The organism is Pseudoalteromonas sp. 1181_04 (genome assembly GCF_052850545.1).
Map to the genome: position 1 here is coordinate 242,577 of NZ_VXCS01000001.1, position 21,830 is coordinate 264,406.

At 40.7% G+C, this 21,830-nt stretch carries 16 protein-coding genes; 10 read left to right on the top strand and 6 right to left on the bottom strand.

What is annotated here, in order from left to right; genetic code table 11:
- Nucleotides 1-13: 13 nt before the first annotated feature.
- On the top strand, nt 14-2,590 hold the full coding sequence (gene clpB, locus FW757_RS01065; RefSeq protein WP_149980795.1) for an ATP-dependent chaperone ClpB: 2,577 nt from the start codon (nt 14-16) through the stop codon (nt 2,588-2,590).
- A gap of 111 nt (nt 2,591-2,701) precedes the next feature.
- On the opposite strand, the gene FW757_RS01070 is transcribed toward clpB, so the two are convergent.
- Complete coding sequence (locus tag FW757_RS01070) at nt 2,702-4,249, bottom strand: methyl-accepting chemotaxis protein (protein WP_446440757.1); 1,548 nt, start codon at nt 4,247-4,249, stop codon at nt 2,702-2,704.
- Nucleotides 4,250-4,734: 485 nt separating this feature from the next.
- Between FW757_RS01070 and gshA the strand changes: the two genes are divergently transcribed.
- Nucleotides 4,735-6,312, top strand: a complete 1,578-nt coding sequence (gene gshA / locus FW757_RS01075; RefSeq protein WP_182740351.1) for a glutamate--cysteine ligase — start codon at nt 4,735-4,737, stop codon at nt 6,310-6,312.
- A 140-nt stretch (nt 6,313-6,452) separates the two neighbouring features.
- Nucleotides 6,453-7,061, top strand: a complete 609-nt coding sequence (locus FW757_RS01080; RefSeq protein WP_145237206.1) for a transglycosylase SLT domain-containing protein — start codon at nt 6,453-6,455, stop codon at nt 7,059-7,061.
- Between the two features lie 55 nt (nt 7,062-7,116).
- Here FW757_RS01080 and FW757_RS01085 read toward each other — a convergent pair whose 3' ends face one another.
- From FW757_RS01085 to FW757_RS01095, 3 genes are all read right to left on the bottom strand, one after another.
- Nucleotides 7,117-7,953 (bottom strand): mechanosensitive ion channel family protein, encoded by an 837-nt coding sequence (locus FW757_RS01085; RefSeq protein ID WP_145237203.1) that lies wholly within the window; start codon nt 7,951-7,953, stop codon nt 7,117-7,119.
- A gap of 136 nt (nt 7,954-8,089) precedes the next feature.
- Nucleotides 8,090-9,358, bottom strand: coding sequence for an HlyC/CorC family transporter (locus FW757_RS01090; RefSeq protein WP_145237200.1), 1,269 nt, complete (start codon nt 9,356-9,358; stop codon nt 8,090-8,092).
- A gap of 61 nt (nt 9,359-9,419) precedes the next feature.
- Entirely contained in the window at nt 9,420-10,226 is an 807-nt protein-coding gene (locus FW757_RS01095; RefSeq protein WP_145237197.1) for a cytochrome C assembly family protein, read from the bottom strand.
- A 273-nt stretch (nt 10,227-10,499) separates the two neighbouring features.
- Here FW757_RS01095 and ffh point away from each other — a divergent pair, with 273 nt between their 5' ends.
- The 6 genes from ffh (at nt 10,500) to tyrA (ending at nt 15,641) form a co-directional block, all read left to right on the top strand.
- Nucleotides 10,500-11,879: a signal recognition particle protein gene (ffh, locus tag FW757_RS01100; RefSeq protein WP_145237194.1), complete on the top strand. Its 1,380-nt coding sequence runs from the start codon at nt 10,500-10,502 to the stop codon at nt 11,877-11,879.
- Nucleotides 11,880-12,140: 261 nt separating this feature from the next.
- Nucleotides 12,141-12,389 (top strand): 30S ribosomal protein S16, encoded by a 249-nt coding sequence (gene rpsP, locus FW757_RS01105; protein ID WP_145237191.1) that lies wholly within the window; start codon nt 12,141-12,143, stop codon nt 12,387-12,389.
- Between the two features lie 17 nt (nt 12,390-12,406).
- The gene (rimM, locus tag FW757_RS01110) at nt 12,407-12,943 is read left to right on the top strand and encodes a ribosome maturation factor RimM (protein ID WP_149980792.1); all 537 of its coding nucleotides are present in this window, start codon (nt 12,407-12,409) and stop codon (nt 12,941-12,943) included.
- On the top strand, nt 12,943-13,710 hold the full coding sequence (trmD, locus tag FW757_RS01115; RefSeq protein ID WP_145237185.1) for a tRNA (guanosine(37)-N1)-methyltransferase TrmD: 768 nt from the start codon (nt 12,943-12,945) through the stop codon (nt 13,708-13,710). Before rimM ends, trmD begins: the two co-directional genes overlap by 1 nt.
- 33 nt (nt 13,711-13,743) lie before the next feature.
- Nucleotides 13,744-14,103 (top strand): 50S ribosomal protein L19, encoded by a 360-nt coding sequence (rplS, locus tag FW757_RS01120; protein ID WP_002962189.1) that lies wholly within the window; start codon nt 13,744-13,746, stop codon nt 14,101-14,103.
- Nucleotides 14,104-14,507: 404 nt separating this feature from the next.
- Nucleotides 14,508-15,641: a bifunctional chorismate mutase/prephenate dehydrogenase gene (gene tyrA / locus FW757_RS01125; RefSeq protein WP_145237181.1), complete on the top strand. Its 1,134-nt coding sequence runs from the start codon at nt 14,508-14,510 to the stop codon at nt 15,639-15,641.
- Nucleotides 15,642-15,711: 70 nt separating this feature from the next.
- Here tyrA and FW757_RS01130 read toward each other — a convergent pair whose 3' ends face one another.
- A complete protein-coding gene (locus tag FW757_RS01130; protein ID WP_149980790.1) occupies nt 15,712-16,869 on the bottom strand; it encodes a chorismate mutase in 1,158 nt (385 codons plus the stop codon).
- A 360-nt stretch (nt 16,870-17,229) separates the two neighbouring features.
- On the opposite strand from FW757_RS01130, the gene FW757_RS01135 reads away from it, so the two are divergent.
- Nucleotides 17,230-20,220, top strand: a complete 2,991-nt coding sequence (locus FW757_RS01135; protein ID WP_446440758.1) for a bifunctional diguanylate cyclase/phosphodiesterase — start codon at nt 17,230-17,232, stop codon at nt 20,218-20,220.
- A gap of 71 nt (nt 20,221-20,291) precedes the next feature.
- Here the strand turns inward: FW757_RS01135 and FW757_RS01140 are convergent, their stop codons facing one another.
- A complete protein-coding gene (locus tag FW757_RS01140; RefSeq protein ID WP_145237171.1) occupies nt 20,292-21,491 on the bottom strand; it encodes an aromatic amino acid transport family protein in 1,200 nt (399 codons plus the stop codon).
- Nucleotides 21,492-21,830 lie beyond the last annotated feature (339 nt).

A 21,830-nucleotide genomic window follows, 5' to 3' on the forward strand; every position in this document is an offset into this window, starting at 1 on the left:
TAGGTAACCCCTTATGCGTTTAGATCGATTTACCAGTAAATTTCAATCTGCGCTCTCTGACGCTCAGTCATTAGCGCTTGGTCGTGATCATCAATTTATTGAACCAGTACATTTAATGTATTCACTCTTGCAGCAAAGTGGCTCAAGTGTGCGTGCGTTATTAGCCCAAGCCAGTGTGAGTGCCGATGAACTTAATACCAAGTTATCACAAGAGATAGAAAAGCTATTTAAAGTGGAAGGTGTTGGCGGCGACGTGCAGTTGTCAAATAACATGGTTTCACTGATCAACTTATGCGATAAGTACGCGCAAAAGCGTAAAGATAAATACATCTCCAGTGAGTTATTTGTATTAGCAGCGTGTGATGATAAAGGGCCATTGGGTGATATCTTCCGCGCTTTAAATATGACCAGCACTAAAATAGAAGCAGCAATACAAGCTATTCGCGGTGGTCAAAAAGTTGATGATCCGAATGCTGAAGATACCCGTCAAGCGCTGAAAAAGTTTACTATCGATTTAACTGAGCGTGCAGAGCAAGGTAAACTTGATCCTGTTATTGGCCGCGATGATGAAATTCGCCGCACCATTCAAGTATTACAACGGCGTACTAAAAATAACCCCGTGTTGATTGGCGAACCCGGTGTCGGTAAAACCGCTATAGCTGAAGGGCTCGCGCAGCGTATTATAAATGGCGAAGTGCCTGAAGGCTTGAAAAACAAACGTGTGTTATCGCTTGATTTAGGAGCCTTGGTGGCCGGTGCAAAATACCGTGGTGAGTTTGAAGAACGTTTAAAGTCAGTGCTTAATGAATTGGCTAAAGAAGAAGGCCAAGTGATTCTGTTTATTGACGAAATTCATACTATGGTGGGCGCCGGTAAATCTGATGGTGCAATGGATGCGGGTAATATGCTCAAACCTGCATTGGCTCGAGGTGAACTGCATTGTGTCGGTGCTACAACCCTTGATGAGTATCGTAAATATATTGAAAAAGATGCCGCTTTAGAACGTCGTTTTCAAAAGGTGCTTGTTGAAGAACCATCAGTAGAAGATACCATAGCGATTCTTCGAGGCTTGAAAGAGCGTTACGAGTTACATCACTGTGTTGAAATTACCGATCCAGCCATTGTTGCCGCAGCGCATTTATCGCACCGCTACATTAGCGATCGCCAGCTACCGGATAAAGCCATTGATTTAATTGATGAAGCGGGTTCGTCTATTCGCCTACAAATCGATTCAAAACCAGAATCATTAGATAAATTAGAGCGCCGTATCATCCAGCTAAAACTCGAAGATAATGCACTTGCTAAAGAGAAAGATGACGCCAGTCAAAAGCGTCGTTCTGAGATGCAGGAGCTGATCACCGATCTTGAAGCCCAGTACCGTGAACTTGATGAAGTATGGACAGCTGAGAAAGCCTCTTTGCAAGGTACTCAAGTAATTAAGGCTGAACTTGAGCAAGCGCGATTAGACTTAGATGTTGCTCGTCGTGCCACTGATCTACAACGTATGTCAGAGTTGCAATACGGCCGCATTCCAGAGTTGGAACGTAAACTCGACTTAGCTTCACAAGCTGAAATGCAAGAAATGAGCTTACTTAAAAACCAAGTGGGTGAAGATGAAATTGCTGAGATACTTTCACGTTGGACTGGCATTCCTGTATCGCGCATGCTTCAAGGTGAGCGTGAAAAACTGCTGCAAATGGAAGAACATTTACACCATAAAGTGATCGGTCAAGACGAAGCCGTAGTCGCAGTGGCGAATGCGATTCGTCGTTCACGGGCAGGGCTTGCAGATCCAAATAGGCCAATCGGTTCGTTTTTATTTTTAGGCCCAACCGGGGTCGGTAAAACTGAGCTGACTAAAGCGTTAGCTGGATATATGTTTGATACTGAAAGCGCGATGGTGCGAATTGATATGTCTGAGTTTATGGAAAAGCACTCAGTTGCTCGCTTAGTTGGCGCGCCTCCGGGCTATGTTGGTTATGAAGAAGGTGGCTACTTAACAGAAGCTGTTCGTCGTCGTCCATATTCTGTAATTTTGCTTGATGAAATCGAAAAGGCACATCCTGATGTATTTAATATTCTGCTGCAAGTGTTAGATGATGGTCGTTTAACGGATGGCCAAGGTCGTACTGTTGATTTTAAAAATACAGTGATCATCATGACCTCAAATTTAGGCTCAGATATTATTCAAGAGCAAACCGGTAACAACGATTATGCAGCGTTAAAAGAAAAAGTGATGGGGGTTTTGGTTAATGAGTTTAGACCTGAATTTATTAACCGTATTGATGAAACCGTAGTATTCCACCCACTTGCTAATGAACATATCAAAGAGATTGCAGATATTCAGTTAAGCAAGTTACGTGAGCGCCTAACAGGAATGGGTTACTTGTTACAAATAAGTGATGCAGCTCTTGATCGAATTGCAGCCAGTGGTTTTGACCCGGTTTATGGTGCACGACCACTCAAACGGGCTATTCAACATACCATTGAAAACCCATTATCGCAGAAGTTACTCGCAGGTGAATATCAAAGTGGTGACATGATAGTAATTGATGCTGACGAAAATGGTTTAGTGTTCTCATCACGCTAACTGATTAACTGAGTTTTAAGGCCAGTGAATATGCTGGCCTTAAACTCGCTGCGAATAAAAAGTTATAAAGTAAATATTAAAGATAAACCCCTATCATTTAGCCGCGCTTAATTAAACCTTAAAAGTCAGTAAAATATCGTTAACTTTACGTGAGCCTTCGACAAGCTGTGCAGCACCTTTAGCGACATTAAAGCTCAACGTTAAGTTCTCGTCACTGTAACCTTTTATTTGTGTAATGTTGTCGCTAATATCGAGGCTGACAGTTTGTTGTTGCTCGGCGGCAGCAGATATTTGTGTCGCTAGTTGCGATATTTCACTTATTTGCGCGAAGATGCTATCCAGTTCAACTTGGGTATGTCCGGTGGTATTTACACATTCATCGGCTTGCGCCTTGGTGTTTTTCATGACCGTGGACCAGCTAAACAGGGTATCTTGAATTTCTTTAATAGAGCTATGAATTTGTGCAGTAGCACGTTGAGTACGAGAAGATAATGCACGCACTTCATCGGCAACTACCGCAAAGCCTCGGCCATGTTCACCAGCACGCGCGGCTTCAATTGCAGCATTTAATGCCAGCAAATTGGTTTGCTCTGCAATGCCTTCGATTTCAGTCATTACTTGACCTATTTTATCCGCCTCGGTTGCAAGGGAATTAGCAGTACTTGCCGCTTGTTCAACTTGTAAAGCAAGGTCAGACACCATGGCACTATTGTCTGCAATGTGCAGTTTTATATCAGTGCAGCTTTGGTAAGTAATATTTACTTTTTCAGCGGTATGATGAGTGTTGCTCGATATTTCACCTATGGTTGCGCTCATTTGTGACATTGCGGTGGCCATTTGGCCAAGGCGTTGTCCTTGTGCGGCAATGCCTTTTTCAGTTAATGCTGATTGTTGGTCTAGATTAGCCGCAATACCGGTAAACGTGACAGTCGTATCTTTTACTCGTCCTAATACGGTACGTAATTTAGCATTAAGCATTTGCTGGTTATATTCACTAATACTAAATGGATGATGGCCGACATAGACATAGCGGGATACAGAATCATTTACTGCCTTTAGCTGTTTCAGTGCTGTTGGTGTGAAAACTAATTCATCATAATTTAATAGCATAATTAGTAAACTAAATAACGCGGTTATCAATGCAACAGCAATAGATACAAAAGCTGCCAATAGTACTAAACCAAGTAAGCCAATCAGTAGGGCTGCACTTTGGCGAACACCGACCCATTCACGCCAAGAGGACAACGATTTACCGGCATTTATTTTAGTGTATAGGCTTTGTGCGCGTCGTTTTAGTTGTTCGCTCGGTTTTGTTCGTACTGATTGATAGCCAACGAGTTGACCATGTTCAAAAATAGGAGTAACAAATGCATCAACCCAATAATAGCGGCCATCCTTGCAGCGATTCTTTACCATGCCGCGCCATGAATGACCTTGTTTGAGTTTTCCCCACATTTCTTTAAATGCTGCTTTAGGCATATCTGGGTGGCGAACAATATTATGATTTTTGCCAATCAGTTCTTCAAGGGTGAAGCCGGCAATGTTGCAAAATTCTTTATTTGCATAGGTTATCACTCCACGTATATCTGTAGTGGAGACGAGCTCCTGGTGATCTGAAAAGGTGACTTCTTCGTTTATTAACTGCTGACCCCGACGCATAGGTAGTCCTTAAACATGCTTTATTATTAGTGATGATTATAAAGTTCATACAAATGTAATGATAGCAGGTTCAGTGATCACAGGAGTAAAATAGCTATTAAATAGCTTTTTAATGATCTAAAACAAAGAAACTTGCAAAAAGTGCGCGGGTAATAGCTTAATATATAAATAGATATCATTGCTCTAGTACGAGCAATGAGTAAATGTCAGCAATGAGTTGCACATAACAAGCAAACATTTAATTAGTCAGTATCTTGCATTACTGTGGTGTCATTAAAGCAATTGTATATTAGCTCTTACAATGGCAAGATTAGTAAATATTTGGCTATTATAGCTTGGCTGCCCGCAGCAAGTTTGCTTTACAAACATACGGTGACCTTCTTGGAAAATAGTGGAAATTAGAGTTATGCCACTATTAAACCTTGAGTATTATCAATTTGCCCCCATTGACTTATGATTAGGCCACGTGGCTCGAGGAAGCATTTTTGACTACACATGATTTAACTAAAGCGTTAGCAGCGCTAGCCCCAGAACAGCATAAATACGCAATTAAAGGCATTCAACGCGGTATTGAAAGAGAAGCGTTGCGGATCAAGCCAAACGGTGTAATTTCACAGCAAGGTCATCCAAAAGGGGTTGGTTGTGCGTTAACTAACGGGCATATCACAACTGATTTTTCTGAGTCTTTACTAGAGTTTATAACACCCGTTAGTGAATCTGCTGAAGAAACGTTAAATCAGCTGCAAGACTTACAAAAGTTTACCCTATCACAGATGGGCGATGAATTATTATGGCCTATCAGTATGCCGTGTTTTATAGAACATCAAGATGACATTGTATTAGCTCAATTTGGTGATTCTAATATTGGACGCATGAAAACCTTGTACCGCGAAGGTCTTAAAAATCGTTATGGCAGCATGATGCAAGCGATTGCCGGTGTGCACTTTAATATATCGTTTCCAGAGTCATTTTGGCAGAGTTTAAAAACGATTAAAGGCGATACTGGCTCATTACAAGAGTTTATTTCGGCTGGTTATTTAGGACTGATCCGTAACTTCAAACGAGAACTATGGTTGATCAGTTATTTATTTGGTGCATCGCCAGCGCTGTGTAATTCATTTTTACAAGGGCGTAGTACGGATCTTCCTTTTAAAAAGCTAGGTAAAGGTACGCTTTATCTTGAAGTGGGTACAGCTTTGCGCTTAGGTAATTTGGGTTATACCAACAGTGCTCAGTCATCACTAAAAGTACTGTATAACTCACTAGATGAATATGTAGCAGGATTAAAAAGTGCGATTCATTCACCGTCAGATATTTATGGTCAGCTTGCTGATTATAAAGATGCCCAGCCTAAACAATTGAATAAAAATGTATTGCAGATTGAAAACGAATTTTATTCGCCAATTCGTCCTAAGCGCAATGCTAAAAGTGGTGAAACACCGACTGACGCACTGTTACGTGGCGGTATTGAGTATATTGAAATCCGGGCTCTAGATGTAAATCCATTTGCAGCAACGGGAATTGATATTGAGCAAATTCATTTCCTAGATGTTTTTCTAACTTATTGCTTATTGAAAGATTCTCCAACAATGGATTGGGATTCGCAACAGCGGAGCACCGAAAATTTAGATACGGTTGTAAGCCAAGGTCGCGCTTTAGAAGTGATGCTAAATCGCTCTGGTAGTTTACGCAGTCTAGCAACGTGGGGAGCAGAGATCTTCGTACAGTTACAACAAGTTGCAGCCTATATGGATAATGCTTACGGCGTTAGCTATTACAGCGAAACGATTACTCGATTAAGCCAATGGATAGCAGATCCTGAATTAACATACTCAGGGCGCTACGTTAGTCAACTGAAAGGGTCTGGTATTGATAATGGTTATTTTGCCTTATCGTTGGCAAAAAGTTACCAGCAACAACATCAAGATACGCCATATAAAGTGTATTCAGACAGCTATTTAAAACAACAAGCAGAACAGTCAGTTATTGCTGAACGCGAGTTGAAAGCCGCTGATAATCAAACATTTAATGCATTTTTAGATGATTATTTTGCCACTAAGTAAGTTTGTAGCTAAATAAGCAGGCAAAAAAACGCAGCCCAAGTTGGCTGCGTAAAGATTCTTCAGGGATAAACAATGCTAAACTGCGCATTCATAAAATAAGACTTATACTTTTATAAAAAGTTCAGCGAGCATAAAAAAAAATGAAAAATAGTTTAATTATTTTATCGCTGGGGGCTCTGTTAACTGGTTGCGCAACAGCCCCTCCAAAGCAACCTAATGATATATGTAAAATTTTTGAAGAAAAAAGCGATTGGTACTATGACGCAAAAGATGCCCAAGAAAAATGGGGCTCACCTAAACATGTACTAATGAGCATGATGTATCAAGAAAGCTCCTTTAAACACGATGCTGCACCGCCAATGGAATACTTTTTGTGGGTTATTCCCACAGGGCGAGCAAGTTCAGCTTACGGCTACTCACAAGCAAAAACTCCCACCTGGTCTGATTATATTCGTGAAACGGGTAATAGCGGCGCAGATCGCGATGATTTTGATGACGCTATCGACTTTATGGGCTGGTTTGTTTATAAGACTCATAAAGTTAATGGCATCTCGAAATGGGATGCCTACGCGCAATACCTAAATTACCACGAAGGCTGGGGCGGTTATAAACGCGGCACCTATAAAAATAAAAAGTGGTTAATGGCAGTGGCTAATAAAGTAAAAAATCGTGCAAGTCGCTATGCGGCTCAGCTTAAACGTTGTGAAGACGATTTAGATAAAGGGTGGTTAGAAAGGTTATTTAGCTGATCTGACAAGATTCAAGATTTTAAAAAGCCCGCTGTGCGGGCTTTTTAATATTAGTTTATTTCCCTGGGAATTGATGAATATGTACATCGCGCTGTGGGAATGGAATGGTAATATTTTCTTTATCGAAGGCAATTTTAACGCGTTCGTATAAACCAAAATACACTGGCCAGTAATTTTCAGAATCAACCCATGCCCAGACCAACATGCCGATATGGCTATCGCCATGCTGACTTACATGCACAACCGGTTGTTTTGCCTCATCTTTGAGTACTAACTCGTAGCTATTTAACACGCCCATTAGTACTTCTCGCGCTTTAAGCACATCATCACTGTAGCTAATACCAAACTCAATATCGACGCGGCGAGTTGGTTCTGCAAACTTGTTTTTTACACAGCCATTAGAAAGTGCACCATTTGGGATGATAATTTTTTCATTATCATAAGTGAGTAGTACGGTAACAAATATTTGAATTTCAACCACTTTGCCCATATAGCCTTGGGCTTCAATGACATCACCAATTTTAAATGGTTTAAAAAATAAGATCAGCACACCACCAGCGAAATTCGCTAGGCTGCCTTGTAATGCCATACCGACCGCTAAACCTGCAGCACCGAGCATAGCGATGAACGAGGTTGTTTCTATACCAATCATTGATGCGACTGAGATCAGTAATAGTAACTTTAAAATAACCGATAAGAAGGAGACCAAAAAATGACTTAATCCGGCTTCAAATTTTACCTTTGCCATTGATTTTTCAGCCATACTGGCAATACGGCCAACAAACCACCAACCAACAATTAAAACAAAGATTGCCAATAAAAATCGAGGGCCATAGGTCATTAGCATTTCAATCGCTTTGGTGTACAGGGTCTCGATAGAGATATCTTCCATTGCATTTTCCACATCTATAAAGTTACAAATATAATAGCCTAATAATTAACACTTTATAGAGAATAATGAACAAAAAATTTGTTGCGGGGATGAGCTGAGGGAGTAGAGTAACCATAGGTTACTCTACAGATATTGCTTATATTTTGCGCTTGTTCGCTTGAATGCGCACCAGTTTGATCATGTTCTCTTTTACTTCAACAACTTCAATCGGATAGCCTGCAATACGCAAACTCAAGTTGGCATCAGGAATGTCTTCTAAGTATTCGACAATTAAGCCACTTAATGTTTTCGGGCCATCAAGAGGGAACTCCCAATCCATTTCTTTGTTTAGATCGCGTACGTTAGCACCGCCATCAACTAAAAATGAGCCATCATCTTGTGACACAACTTCTTCACTTGGAGTACGTGTTTGCGTAGTGGTAAAGTCACCGACCACTTCTTCAAGAATATCTTCGAGGGTAACTAATCCTTGAATATCACCATATTCATCAACTACTAAACCGATACGCTCTTTTGATTGCTGAAATTTAAATAGCTGAGTATTGAGCGACGTACCTTCAGGAATAAAATAAATCTCACGAACTGCGCGAAGCAATGATGGTTTATCAAATTGCTCTTTTGTTAATAACCGCAGTGCATCCCGTGAGTGAATAAAGCCTACCGCATCATCAATTTGGTCGCGATATAAAAGTACTCGCGTGTGTTGTGCATGGGTAAGCTGTTTACTAATTAGTTTCCAGTCATCATTGATATCAATGGCAACAATTTCGTTGCGCGGGATCATAATATCTTCGACAGTGACTTGCTCTAAATCTAAAATGGAGGTCAACATACTTTGGTGACGCGCGGGGATCAGCGCACCCGATTCATTCAGCACCGTTTTTAATTCTTCTTTACTCATGCTGTGCTCATCTATTTGTGCAGCACTAATACCAAATAGGCGTAATATGCCATTGGTCATCCAGTTAACGACGACGACAAATGGAAAGAGAATTTTTAGTAACCCTTTGAGTATCACCGAACTAGGAAAGGCAACTTTTTCAGGGTAAAGCGCAGCTAGCGTTTTAGGCGTTACTTCTGCAAATATAAGCACTACTAAAGTTAGTGCGCCAGTGGCAATAGCGATACCTAAATCACCATATAAACGAATACCGATAATGGTTGCAACCTGCGCGGCAGCAATATTCACCAAGTTATTACCGATGAGGATAAGGCCAATAAGTCTATCAGGACGGCTCAAAAGTTTGTTGACACGCTTTGCTGCGCGGTGATTTTCTTTAGCAAGGTGGCGTAAGCGGATTCTGTTAATTGACATAATGCCCGTTTCAGAACCAGAAAAATATGCAGAACAAAGTATGAGTATTCCAAGTATTATAAACAAAACACTTGTAGAGATGTCGTCCAAAGAAGGATCCTTTTTTATTTAACCAATGCGTATTAAGCGGGAGTGAGCTGCCTGAGTCAAGTTAAAACTTATTCAGGATCACCTCTTGCACAAAACGACTGCCAAAATAAGCCAGCGTTAAAACAAAAGCAGCAGCCATGATAGCTAGTACGACCGGTTTCCCACGCCAGCCTTGCTTTAAGTGACCAATTGTCACCGTTGCAAACATAGCCCAAGCAATTAATGATAAAACAGTTTTATGAATAAATTCACTAGCAAACATGCCATCAAGAAAAATAAAACCAGATAATAACGCTAAGGTTAACAAAACCGTGCCTAGCGTTAATAAGTGATAGAGTTGGCGTTCAACCACCATTAATGGCGGTAAATGGCTATGCACAATCGCTAAGTCTTTTCGTTTTAAACGTTTATCAATAAAGTAAAACTGTACGCCATATAAAGTGGCAATAATTAACACACAGTATGCAAGCAGGGAAAGCGAAATATGAGTGACTAAACCTATTTCAACATCAATACTTTGCAATAAAATATGATGCGGGATAAATAAGCTGGCAATTGTTAGCAAAGCAGCAAAGCCATAGACAACAGGCAGTAATAATGTGGCAGGGAATTTTAATGACACTGTAGTGACAGAGACCACAATCACCCAGCAGGTTAATAGTGATACATTAACAATACTTAAATCTTGGCCATCGGCGCGAAACACTGAATTCACCAGTAATAACATGTGCGCTAAAATTGCCACCGTGCTGAGGATAACCGTCAGCTTTTGGCTCGGACCTTGTTGGTGAAATAACCGAGACAGCACGTGAGACGTCGCGAAGATATAAAATAAACTGGCAATAATAGTTAAACTAATAATCAGCATAGTGCTTGGGCCACTCAATTTGAGTCAAATATTCCTTGTTAGAGTAATGGCATTGTATTTTATAGTGAGGCAAATGCATAGAGTTTGTAAAAAGAAACTCAAACAGCTCACTTGAACACTGTATTGTGCGCCACCATTTACGGTATACTGTTTTTAATTAAAATTTTAATAATACTGATTATATGAAATCAGCGCTATTAATAGTAAGTGCTAAACTTGCGGCAATAACGTTGGTTGGGAAATTGGTATATCACGTTTGATCGGAACCTTTACATGTTTGAGAACCTCCAAGAACGATTAGGTAAAACCTTAAAGAATATCAGCGGCCGTGGACGCCTTACTGAAGACAATATAAAAGATACACTACGCGAAGTGCGTATGGCTTTTTTAGAAGCCGACGTCGCTTTACCCGTTGTTCGTGAGTTTGTTAAACAAGTTAAAGAGCGCGCGGTAGGTATTGAAGTAACTAAGAGCCTAAGTCCTGGGCAAGTGTTCATTAAAATCGTTCGCGAAGAGCTTGAAAAAGCCATGGGTGAAGCAAACGAAGAGTTGAGCCTAAACGCACAACCGCCAGCCGTTGTAATGATGGCGGGTCTGCAAGGTGCGGGTAAAACGACCAGTGTTGCTAAGCTTGCCAAATTCTTAAAAGAACGTAAAAAGAAATCAGTATTAGTAGTCAGTGCCGACGTTTATCGTCCTGCGGCTATTAAACAGTTGGAAACACTGGCCGATGAAGTAGGTGTTGAGTTTTTCCCAAGTGACATTTCACAACAGCCGGTTGATATTGCGAAGGCAGCTATTTCTCATGCGAAAAAGAAATTTATCGATGTTGTATTAGTTGATACCGCAGGTCGTTTGCATGTTGATAATGACATGATGGACGAGATTAAAAATCTTCATCATGCTATTAACCCAATCGAAACCTTGTTTGTGGTTGATGCCATGACGGGTCAAGATGCTGCCAATACTGCCAAAGCGTTTGATGAAGCATTACCTCTGACCGGTGTGATACTAACCAAGACTGATGGTGATGCGCGCGGTGGTGCTGCACTATCAATCCGTCATATTACCGGCAAACCCATTAAGTTTATGGGTGTTGGTGAGCGCACTGATGCGCTTGAGCCTTTCCATCCAGATCGTATCGCATCGCGTATACTTGGTATGGGTGATGTACTTTCATTGATCGAAGAAGTCGAAATGAAAGTCGATAAAGAGCAAGCTGCAAAAGTTGCTGAAAAAGTTTTTAAAGGTGATGGCTTTACTCTTGATGATTTTGCTGATCAATTAAAGCAAATGAAAAGCATGGGCGGCATGATGTCAATGCTTGATAAATTACCTGGTATGCAAAACTTACCTGATGCAGTGAAAGGTCAGATGGGTGATAAAACCTTTATTCAGATGGAAGCGATCATCAGCTCAATGACGAAAAAAGAGCGTGCGCGTCCAGAGATCATTAAAGGCTCTCGTAAAAAGCGTATTGCAGCGGGCTCTGGTACGCAAGTACAAGAGATCAATAAGCTGTTAAAACAGTTTACGCAGATGCAAAAAATGATGAAAAAAATGAAAGGTAAAGGCGGCATGATGAAAATGATGCGCGGCATGAAAGGCATGTTACCACCAGGAATGATGGGTGGCGGTGGCCCTAAATTTTAATGTTTTAACTGACGCCATGCAGATGTAGTTACTCAGTTAACTAAAAAGAGAGGCAAATAGCCTCTTTTTTTGTAGATAAATTATGCGTTGAAAGTTCTATATAGCCTGATTTAACGCGTAGATCATAGTTTAATCAACTTAACAGTCATTTCGAGTCACTTCTTACTTGCATTGTTGCTAAAAACTCGTACAATTCCCCAGCTCCCCATACTGGGGAGTAAATCTTATTAATGAAAACAGTCAATCTATTTAGAGGACGGTATGGTAACTATTCGTTTGCAACGTGGTGGCGCTAAAAAACGCCCTTTCTATCAAATTGTGGTTGCGGATAGCCGTTTCTCGCGTGACGGTCGCTTCATCGAGAAAGTAGGCTTTTTTAACCCAATTGCTAGTGGTCAAGAAGAAAAAGTACGTTTAGATTTATCTCGTGTAGAACACTGGGTAGGTCAGGGCGCATCTCTTTCAGATCGCGTAAATAAGTTAGTTAAAGACGCTCGTAAAGCGGCTTAATAGGCGTAAGTGTAACCATGAGTCAAGAGAACACCTCATCAATAATTGTCGTAGGAAAGCTCGGTGCCCCATATGGTATAAAGGGCTGGCTTAAGGTACATTCATTTACTGATGATCCCATAGGGATCTTCGATTTCAGCCCGTGGTTGATAGGGCAGCAAGGTAAATGGCAGACCTTAGAAGTGGTCGACTGGCGTCGCCACAACAAAGGCTTTATCGCTAAATTTGCGCAAGTAAACGATCGAGACGAAGCAATGGCTTATACCCATGCAGAAATCTCAATGGATGCAGCGCAATTACCAGAGCTCCCGCAAGGTGAGTTCTATTGGCGAGATCTCATTGGCATGTCTGTTGTAACCGATAAAGGTTATGACTTAGGCATAGTTGATGACCTGATGGAGACAGGCTCAAATGACGTATTGGTTGTGAAAGCAAACAATAAAGATGCATTTGGCCAAGCAGAGCGTTTAATTCCGTTTTTAACTGATTCAGTTATCAAAGAGATTAAGCACGATGCAAAAGAAATTACAGTAGACTGGGATCCTGGCTTTTAATGAGTCAAACGAGTTCGTTGTGGGTAGGGGTTATCAGCCTTTTCCCGGACATGTTTGATGCCATTACAACGCAAGGTGTAACTGGTCGAGCAGTAAAAAATGGTCTGATCGACTTTAACTGCTGGAACCCACGAGATTATGCTATTGATAAGCATAGAACCGTGGATGATCGTCCTTACGGGGGCGGTCCAGGTATGTTAATGATGGTTGAACCACTGAAACAAGCCATTCTTGACGCCAAACAGGCGGCAGGCGATGGTGCAAAAGTAATTTATATGTCCCCGCAAGGGCGCAAATTAGATCAGCAAGGGGCAAGCGAACTCGCCAGCTCTAAAAAACTGATTTTAATTGCCGGTCGCTATGAAGGTATAGACGAGAGAATAATAGAATCATACGTTGACGAAGAATGGTCGATTGGTGATTTTATTTTGAGTGGTGGTGAACTACCAGCCATGACATTAATTGACGCAGTAGCGCGATTAGTGCCGGGTGTATTAGGACACAACCAGTCAGCAGAGCAAGACTCATTTTCGGATGGCTTGCTAGATTGTCCTCACTATACACGGCCAGAAACATTGGACGACAAACAGGTTCCTGCTGTATTACTCAGCGGAAACCACCAAGAGATAGCAAAATGGCGGCTGATGCAGTCATTAGGCAGAACTTGGTTACGCCGTCCTGACTTGTTGCATAACCTAGCTCTGACTGAGGAGCAAGCGGTATTACTCGCGAAATTTCAGCAAGAGTACCAAAAAGCTTGTGGCTAGAAGACAGTTACACCTAGGAAAGTGAGAAACATAATGGCAAAAGTAAACCAAAATATTATTAAAGCGCTTGAAGATGAGCAGCTTAAAACAGACGTACCTGCATTTGGCCCTGGTGATACAGTGGTTGTACAGGTAAAAGTAAAAGAAGGTGCTAAAGAGCGTCTACAGGCCTTTGAAGGTGTTGTAATCGCTAAGCGTAACCGTGGTCTTCACTCAGCATTCACAGTTCGTAAAATTTCGAACGGTGAAGGTGTTGAGCGTGTATTCCAAACGCACAGCCCTCTTATCGATAGCGTAGCAGTTAAGCGTCGCGGTGCAGTTCGCCGTGCGAAACTTTACTATCTACGTGAGCGTTCTGGTAAATCTGCACGTATTAGAGAAAAACTTAACTAATACGCGCTGTTTATCAACGCAAAAAAACGGGTTGCAACCTTCGGGCTGCAACCCGTTTTGGTTTTTAGAGATAGTAAGTTAGGTAGAGTAAAGTTATCGAATTAGAAGGCTAGTGAGGTTAAAGGATAAAGTTAAAAGATTAAGATCGCTCAACGTTAAAGTGATCACCATAACTTGATTAGAGCGCAGAGAAGTTCAGTAAAAAAATACCCATCCAAGAATTACTCATAAATCAAATACAACTCGGCCAACTTATAACTTATGGCTTAACGCTTAAACCCTCATTCTTTTGCTTATTTAGCCTTTTAACAACTAAGCGATCCTGTTAGTATTTATCGTATTGATTAGTTTACTTTTATGTAAATTTAAATGTACGAAATTGCAGTTTCTAAGGTGGTAGTCGCGTGGCGGATATAAAAGAGTTAGATAAGTTAAGAGAGGGGATCGATGAATGCGATGCCCAGTTGGTTGCACTGCTGGCTAGACGTAATAGTATTACCGAGCAGATAGGCGCAATCAAACAACAAACGGGTGCGCCACTGCATGCGCCTGACCGTGAAGCTACTTTATTAGCTGCTCGTCGCCAAGAAGCGATTAACCAAGGTGTTAATCCTGAATTGGTGGAAGATATCCTACGCCGTATGATGCGGGAAGCTTACCAAAATCAACAGGCTAAATTAGCATGTAGCGCGCCACAGTTATCACCTATTGTGATTGTTGGTGGTCAAGGCGCTATGGGGCAGTTGTTTGCTCAGCAATTTATCCGTTCAGGGTATGAAGTTAGAATACTCGACAAAGAACAGCAAAGTAACGCGCAAGAAATATTAGCGGGTGCAAAACTGGTGATGATCAGTGTGCCAATTAATGCCTTAGAAACAGTGGTTACTGCCTTACCTAAGCTCGATGATGATTGTTTATTAGTTGATATTACTTCAGTTAAGCAAGCACCGTTAAAAGTATTAAAAGCAGTGCATAGCGGTCCTGTAGTAGGTTTACATCCAATGTTTGGTCCTGATATTTCTCATTGGGTAAAGCAAACAGTGGTGGTTTGCGAAGGCCGTAACCATGAGATTGCCCAAGGTTTATTATCGCAACTGCAAGTGTGGGGCTGTCAACTTGTTGAACTCGATGCGCAAAAGCACGATGAAGCCATGCAAATTATTCAGGTTATGCGCCATTTAACCACTTTTGTATACGGTCAGTTTCTAGCAAAACAAGGTCATACTCTCGAGGAGCTCCGCAGTTGTTCGTCACCGATTTACCAATTAGAGTTGATGATGGTAGGGCGCTTATTCGCACAATCACCAGAGCTTTATTCAGACATTATGCTAGCGCAATTTGATAACGTAGAGCCTTTACTTGCACAATATCAAGATACGTTTGCAAGTACCTTGGCAAAATTAAAAGCCGGTGATAAGGCCGCTTTAATTGATTCATTTGCGGATGCTAAAGCGTATTTTTCAGATGCTACTGCGCATTTTTTAACGCAAAGTCGCAGCCTGTTAAACAAAGCTAATGATGCGAAAGTACTTGATTGATAACCGCTGTGTGAAAAACAGATAATAAAAAAGGGCTAATTTTAGCCCTTTTTTATATTTTACTTAGCGCTTAACTTTCTATACTAACAGCTTGCAGCGATTCACTTTGGTAACAGCCCAGTACGCGTACATATTGGGTGTGTTCTTTAAGTTCTTCAAGTGCTTGCTTAACATGGTTATCAACCAGGTTTGCTTCTAAATCCACATAGAATACTTCTTCCCATGGGTTACCCGGCACAGGGCGTGATTCTAGTTTTACTAAGTTGATATTATGTTCTTTGAAAATCATCAACGCATCAGCCAAAGAACCTGCTTGTTGTTTAGTTGCCATAATTAAACTGGTTTTAGTCGGGATCTGTTTTGATACATAAAGAGGCTTACGGGCAACTACAATAAAACGGCTATGATTTTCACGTTGATTCGCAAGGCCTGATTTAATCACTTCTAAACCCACATTCTTACCCGCTTGAGCTGAACCAATTGCTGCGCTATTAGGGGTATCTAATGCTAATTGTAGAGCGCTTGAGGTTGAATCGCATGTTTCATGTTGAATATCTCCTAAGCCTTGTAAAAAGCGACTACATTGAGCGAATGGTTGCGGGTGAGCAAAAATCTTACTGATCTGACTAAGCTCAGTACCCGGTGTGACCAATAAACAATGTTCAACACTGTGGGTTACTTCACCAACGATGGAGACTTGTGCGTGTTGCAGTAAATCAAACACTTCGTTAATACTGCCAGAGCTGGTGTTTTCAATGGGTAATAAGCCAAAATCTGCTTGACCATTTTCAACTTTACCAGTGATCTGTTCAAAGCTAGAGCAGCCCATTTCAACAAGTTTACCTGGGCGACGGCTAAAATATTTATGACAAGCAAGTTGGCTGTAAGAACCTTGACCACCTAAATAAGCAACACGGTGTGTTTCACTCATAGCATCTGGATTTAAGTTCTTCTGTAACATGGCTTGTTGATTAAGTACTGAATCTTCTAAAATTGTTTGGAAAACGTTATTCACATAATAAGCGTCCAAACCAAGAGACTTACCATAACCGATGAGTTTTTCTAACAAGGCAAGTTCTCGGGCCTCATCACGTATCGGTTTATTATTAGCAATCTTATATTCTACAACGCCGTGGCTAATACGGCGACGTTTTGCTAATAGCACTAATAGGTCAGAATCAATTTCATTGATATCGTGTCTAAGTGAATTAAGTACATCATTAGTCATTTTTGGGTTCCTCATTCCAAAAAATTACCTTTTGGGTAATAAAAACAAAAAAGCCTCCCAATTGGGAGGCTTTGCTATTCGGTTGATTTAATCTCGCAAACAGGTAAGCCTCTTCTATCTAAAGAAGCTAAAAAACGAAAAATGTAATTGCGAAAATATTATATTCATACTCTTAATGTATGGAGAGTGGGCTATAAAGTCAACACTCTAGCGGGTTTTATCGCCGCCAAAGGATAGTTTATTTTTGATATGGGATTTTTTCAGTAATTTCAACGAAAAATTTATAAATCTAAATAGGGATCTGGTATATTTATTTAGGTGAATTTAAATAAAAATAATTATTAAAAATAAGGTTGTCCTGTGGTGTATAGACGCCCACCATCACGCTTTGGTGTAAATTCGTTGAGTATGAAGCTTTCGCTGTTAATTTCGGCAATTTGTTTAATTGCTGGGATCTGTGCAGCGGTGTTAATGCTAAAATCAGAAGAAAAACAATTGGTATTTGAAGAACATGAAGTTCTCAAGCATTCCAGCGAACGTCTGATCCGTCAGTTTAATACTCTGGTGAAAACCAAAATTAATATTGCGGAGCAAGCGAATAATGTCGTCTCTAGCCAATTATTTTATAATTCCTCGCAATTGCTCAGTAGCCAAAGTGCGCAGCTCAGCTTTGACCCCGATGGCAGTATTCGCAGTGCCTCTGATGATGGTTTATCTGCGGCTTTTATGCCACAAGATAAGTACTCACCTTTTTATAAAAAACTCATTAATGATTCTGAATCGCTATGGAAAATTGTAGCGCCTACCTTGATCCAAGATTTCTTTAACTTTTATTTAATCACCAAAGATAATTTTATCCGTATTGCGCCACCTAATTGGGCTCTGAATGTTGCAGGCTCTCATCAGTTTATTGATAATCAAAGTTTTAATTACGCAAAAGAAGCGCTTAACCCAACCCGCTCGGCTGTGTGGTCTAAAGTTTACTACGATAAAATTTGGCATAAATGGGTGGTGAGTTTACTGGTGCCAGTTTATCTTGAAAATGAATTTTTAGGTGTTACTGGCAGCGATTTAGCACTCGATACGCTTATTTCGCAATTACCGATCGGTGACAAGGAGCAGCACTTATTTGTTTTTGATAGCCAAGGGCAATTACTTGCTCATCCTGATCTGAATAAAAATCTTTACGAAACCTACGGTAAAGCAGGCAAACCACTACGCACTCATGATTTTGTTAATGGCGATCTACAAGAGCTGATCAATCAAACTATCAAAATGCATTTACCAGAATACGCAGACTCTTTTGTACAAGATGGTGAATCGCACATCATTAATATTCGTAAAGTTGATAATTTAGACTGGTATATAGGAATTTACAAAAAACGTTCATCAGCACTTTCAGCACTTGAAGAGCTAAAAGTGAAGTTTTTTGGGTTGTTTATTTTATATGCCATTTTAGTCGCACTGTTATTACATCAAGCACTTTACCAACTGGTGTTACGTCGTATTCATTCATTAGTACATGCGGTAACCAGCTTTGGCAAAGGGCACTTACAAATTGAATTTCCAAAAGAAAATAAAGACGAAATTGGTACTTTAAATGGCTCTTTTCGCGATATGGCTATTGAAATTCGTAAGCTTATTGATGGTCTGAATCAGCGTATTACAGAAAAAGAGATTGCCGAAAAAGCCGCAAATCGATTATCTAAAGCGGTTGCTTTTTCTGGCACTGCAGTGGTCATCACCGATCAAAACTTCGTGATTGAATACGTCAATCCAAAAATGTTAGAAATGACCGGATTTGAAGAAAATCACTTTATGCAGTCACCGCTATTAAGTATTATCGCCAAAGAAATGGCTATTTTGGTTGATGACATTGATATTGATTTACGCAGCCGAAATTATTGGCGTGGCGATACTTTGATCCAAGGTCTAGATAAAAAGCCAATCTGGGTGTCGCTCAGTATCTCACCAATTCGCGAAGACGGTGGCAGCATCACCAGTTATGTTGCCTCAGCACAGGATATTTCGTTTGTTAAAGAAAGCCAGCGGAAAATGGAGCAATTGGCTTATTTCGACACCTTAACGGGGCTAGCTAACCGTACCTTCTTTAGAATGCAATTACGTAAGTCAATGGCGCTTGCAGAGCGTGGCCATTATGCGTTTGCTTTATTCTATTTTGATTTAGATGAGTTTAAGCGTATTAACGATACACTTGGTCATGATGCAGGCGATCAGCTACTAGTTGAGGTTGCTAACCGTTTGAAAAAACGACTGCGAGCGGAAGATACAATTGCCCGTTTAGGTGGCGATGAGTTTGCAGTTTTACTCAGTGGAATTGAGCGTCAAGAGCATGCAATGGATGTTGCTAACACGATTCAAAAAACATTGAATGTGCCAATAATGCTTGGCAATAACGAGGTCATTATTAGTGCTAGTATTGGCATTACTATGGCACCATATGATAGCAAAGAAGAAGACCAGTTATTAAAACACGCTGATTTAGCTATGTATGAGGCTAAAGCAAAAGGGCGTAATACTTATCACTTTTATAGCCAAGAATTAGATGCTGCAGCAAATGAGCGACTGTTTATTGAAAACGAACTGCGTTTAGCAATCAAAGCACGGCAATTTGTGATTTTCTATCAACCACAAGTTGATAGTCGCACTCAGCATGTGGTCGGTTATGAAGCCTTGATCCGCTGGTTCCACCCAACTGAAGGGATGATCCCACCTACCAAGTTTATCCCAATAGCTGAAGCAACAGGTTTAATAGTTGAGTTAGGTGCTTGGGTGCTACAAGAAGCGTGTGAGTTTGCAGCAAGATTAGCAGCGCAAGGGCGAGAAAATAATATTTCGATTAATCTCTCTGCTCGTCAGTTTAAAGATGCTAAGTTAGTGCCATTATTGGCATCGATTATTAAGAAAACCAAGGTGTCGGCTAAGCGGTTACATCTGGAATTAACCGAAAGTATGCTAATGGGTAATGTGGAAGCGGCAATTACGCAATTACATCAGCTAAAAGCGCTTGGCGTGTCAATATCGATAGACGACTTTGGCACGGGTTATTCGTCATTGAGCTACTTAAAACGTTTCCCAGTTGATATTTTAAAAGTTGACCGCTCGTTTGTTAAAGATATACCGGATGATCCAAATGACATGGAGATCACTGCGGCAATTATAGCGATGGCACAAAAGTTAAAATTGAATGTGGTAGCCGAAGGCGTTGAGACCATAGAACAAGTGGAGTTTTTACAAAACAATAACTGCTTTATAGTGCAAGGCTATTATTATAGCCCGCCTATAGCAGAGCAAGATTTGCCAAAGCTATTTGCAAAGCTTGATGATTGAGTTAAACACATGTTTAATCTAACTCAAGTTAGTTAAAATACCAAAAGGCACCATTTAGGTGCCTTTTTGCATTAACCTATCGCGGGGATTAAACCTGCCATCTGCAGCCCTTGGGCGCTGATAATAAGCACGCCGCAAAGCGCCGCTACTGCCAGACCAAAATTACCACCACGCACTGTATAGCCGCCTTTATCGCTGCTACGCTGCTTATAAACCATTGCTACGGGTAAAAACACTGCTAGTACGACTAAAGCGATAGCTGCATAGCCAAGCGCCATAATAAAACCTTGTGGGTAAAACAATGCAAATCCTAATGGCGGGATAAAAGTAATGAGGGCTGTTTTTATCCGATCTTTATTACCATCTCCTTTTTTAAAGGCATCAGCAAAGAAATCAAATAATCCTAGGCTCACCCCTAAAAATGAGGTTGCCAGTGCTAAGTCTGCAAATAGGTTAACTGCAGTGGCAACAGCTGCGTTATTAGCGATACTGGCAATACTTGCCACAAAGCCTGGTAAGCCAGAGCTTTTTAGTAATTCAGCTTGACTCATCATACCTTGGCTGATCAACTGCCAAAAAATGTAAATAACCAGCGGTAAAGCTGCTCCGGCAATCATGACACGGCGTAAGGTTTTAATATCTAAACCAACATATTTAACGATCGATGGGATCGAACCATGAAAACCAAAAGAGGTAAATACCACAGGAATAGCTGATAAAATAAGGCCTTGTTCAATGGGCATTTCGAGTAAATGTTGGCCATGAACATACGGGGTTAACATATAAAATAAGCTCGCCAGTACCACAATTTTGATGCTAAATAACACTCGGTTTAGCTTATCGACCTTACTGGTGCCTAAGGTAACAACTGTGCCTATTACAATCGCTAGAATGATTGAACCTACTTGCGGAGCAATATCGAGGCTAAAGCCGTTATTTATTTTTTCTTGTAGTTGCGCACCACCACCTGCAATGTAAGCTGAGCAAAGCGCATAGAATAAAAACATCACCGAAAAATTAGCCAGATATTGGCCGCGTTTACCTAACCATGATTTTGCTAACGTATTTAGCGTGGCATCGCGATCAGCATGTTGATGTAATTCGAGCATTAATAATGCGGTATAAGTCATTAACGCCCATATTGAAATAATTAATGCTAATGCGGTTGTAAAGCCAAGTCCCGCAGAAGCGATTGGTAGCGCCAACATCCCTGCGCCGATAGTGGTACCTGCAACAATTAACATGCTGCCTATTGTTTTATTTTTAAGCACTTTTTGCCCCTAAAACATCGTGAGAGGCAGGCAAGATATAACTAGTTGGCACAAACTTAAATAGTTTTGTTACAAATCAAAGAAATTAAATGTAACTTATGATTTACAAGCCATCATTGTGAAGTCAGTTTTTGGTATAAAAACCACTCTAGCAGTTGACTTATTAACCAGTTCTGCTATTTCTATAAATTCAATTTATTATTAAGAATACTATTTACATGCAACAAGTTAACCGAGCCCTAACCATGCGCCCATGGCTGAATCTATCAGTTGTGCGCCCATTGCTGCGCTGCGGTTAAGTTGTTTTTTACTAACCGCGATTTCAAAGCGGTTAGTGCT

Bases quoted from the DNA above. Each gene is read 5' to 3' on its own strand.
- FW757_RS01085 (WP_145237203.1), bottom strand. From the start codon at position 7,953: ATGGAAGATATCTCTATCGAGACCCTGTACACCAAAGCGATTGAAATG.
- FW757_RS01130 (WP_149980790.1), bottom strand. From the start codon at position 16,869: ATGACTAATGATGTACTTAATTCACTTAGACACGATATCAATGAAATT.
- rplS (WP_002962189.1), top strand. From the start codon at position 13,744: ATGGCAAAAGTAAACCAAAATATTATTAAAGCGCTTGAAGATGAGCAG.
- clpB (WP_149980795.1), top strand. From the start codon at position 14: ATGCGTTTAGATCGATTTACCAGTAAATTTCAATCTGCGCTCTCTGAC.
- FW757_RS01070 (WP_446440757.1), bottom strand. From the start codon at position 4,249: ATGCGTCGGGGTCAGCAGTTAATAAACGAAGAAGTCACCTTTTCAGAT.
- trmD (WP_145237185.1), top strand. From the start codon at position 12,943: ATGAGTCAAACGAGTTCGTTGTGGGTAGGGGTTATCAGCCTTTTCCCG.
- rimM (WP_149980792.1), top strand. From the start codon at position 12,407: ATGAGTCAAGAGAACACCTCATCAATAATTGTCGTAGGAAAGCTCGGT.
- ffh (WP_145237194.1), top strand. From the start codon at position 10,500: ATGTTTGAGAACCTCCAAGAACGATTAGGTAAAACCTTAAAGAATATC.
- rpsP (WP_145237191.1), top strand. From the start codon at position 12,141: ATGGTAACTATTCGTTTGCAACGTGGTGGCGCTAAAAAACGCCCTTTC.
- FW757_RS01080 (WP_145237206.1), top strand. From the start codon at position 6,453: ATGAAAAATAGTTTAATTATTTTATCGCTGGGGGCTCTGTTAACTGGT.
- FW757_RS01095 (WP_145237197.1), bottom strand. From the start codon at position 10,226: ATGCTGATTATTAGTTTAACTATTATTGCCAGTTTATTTTATATCTTC.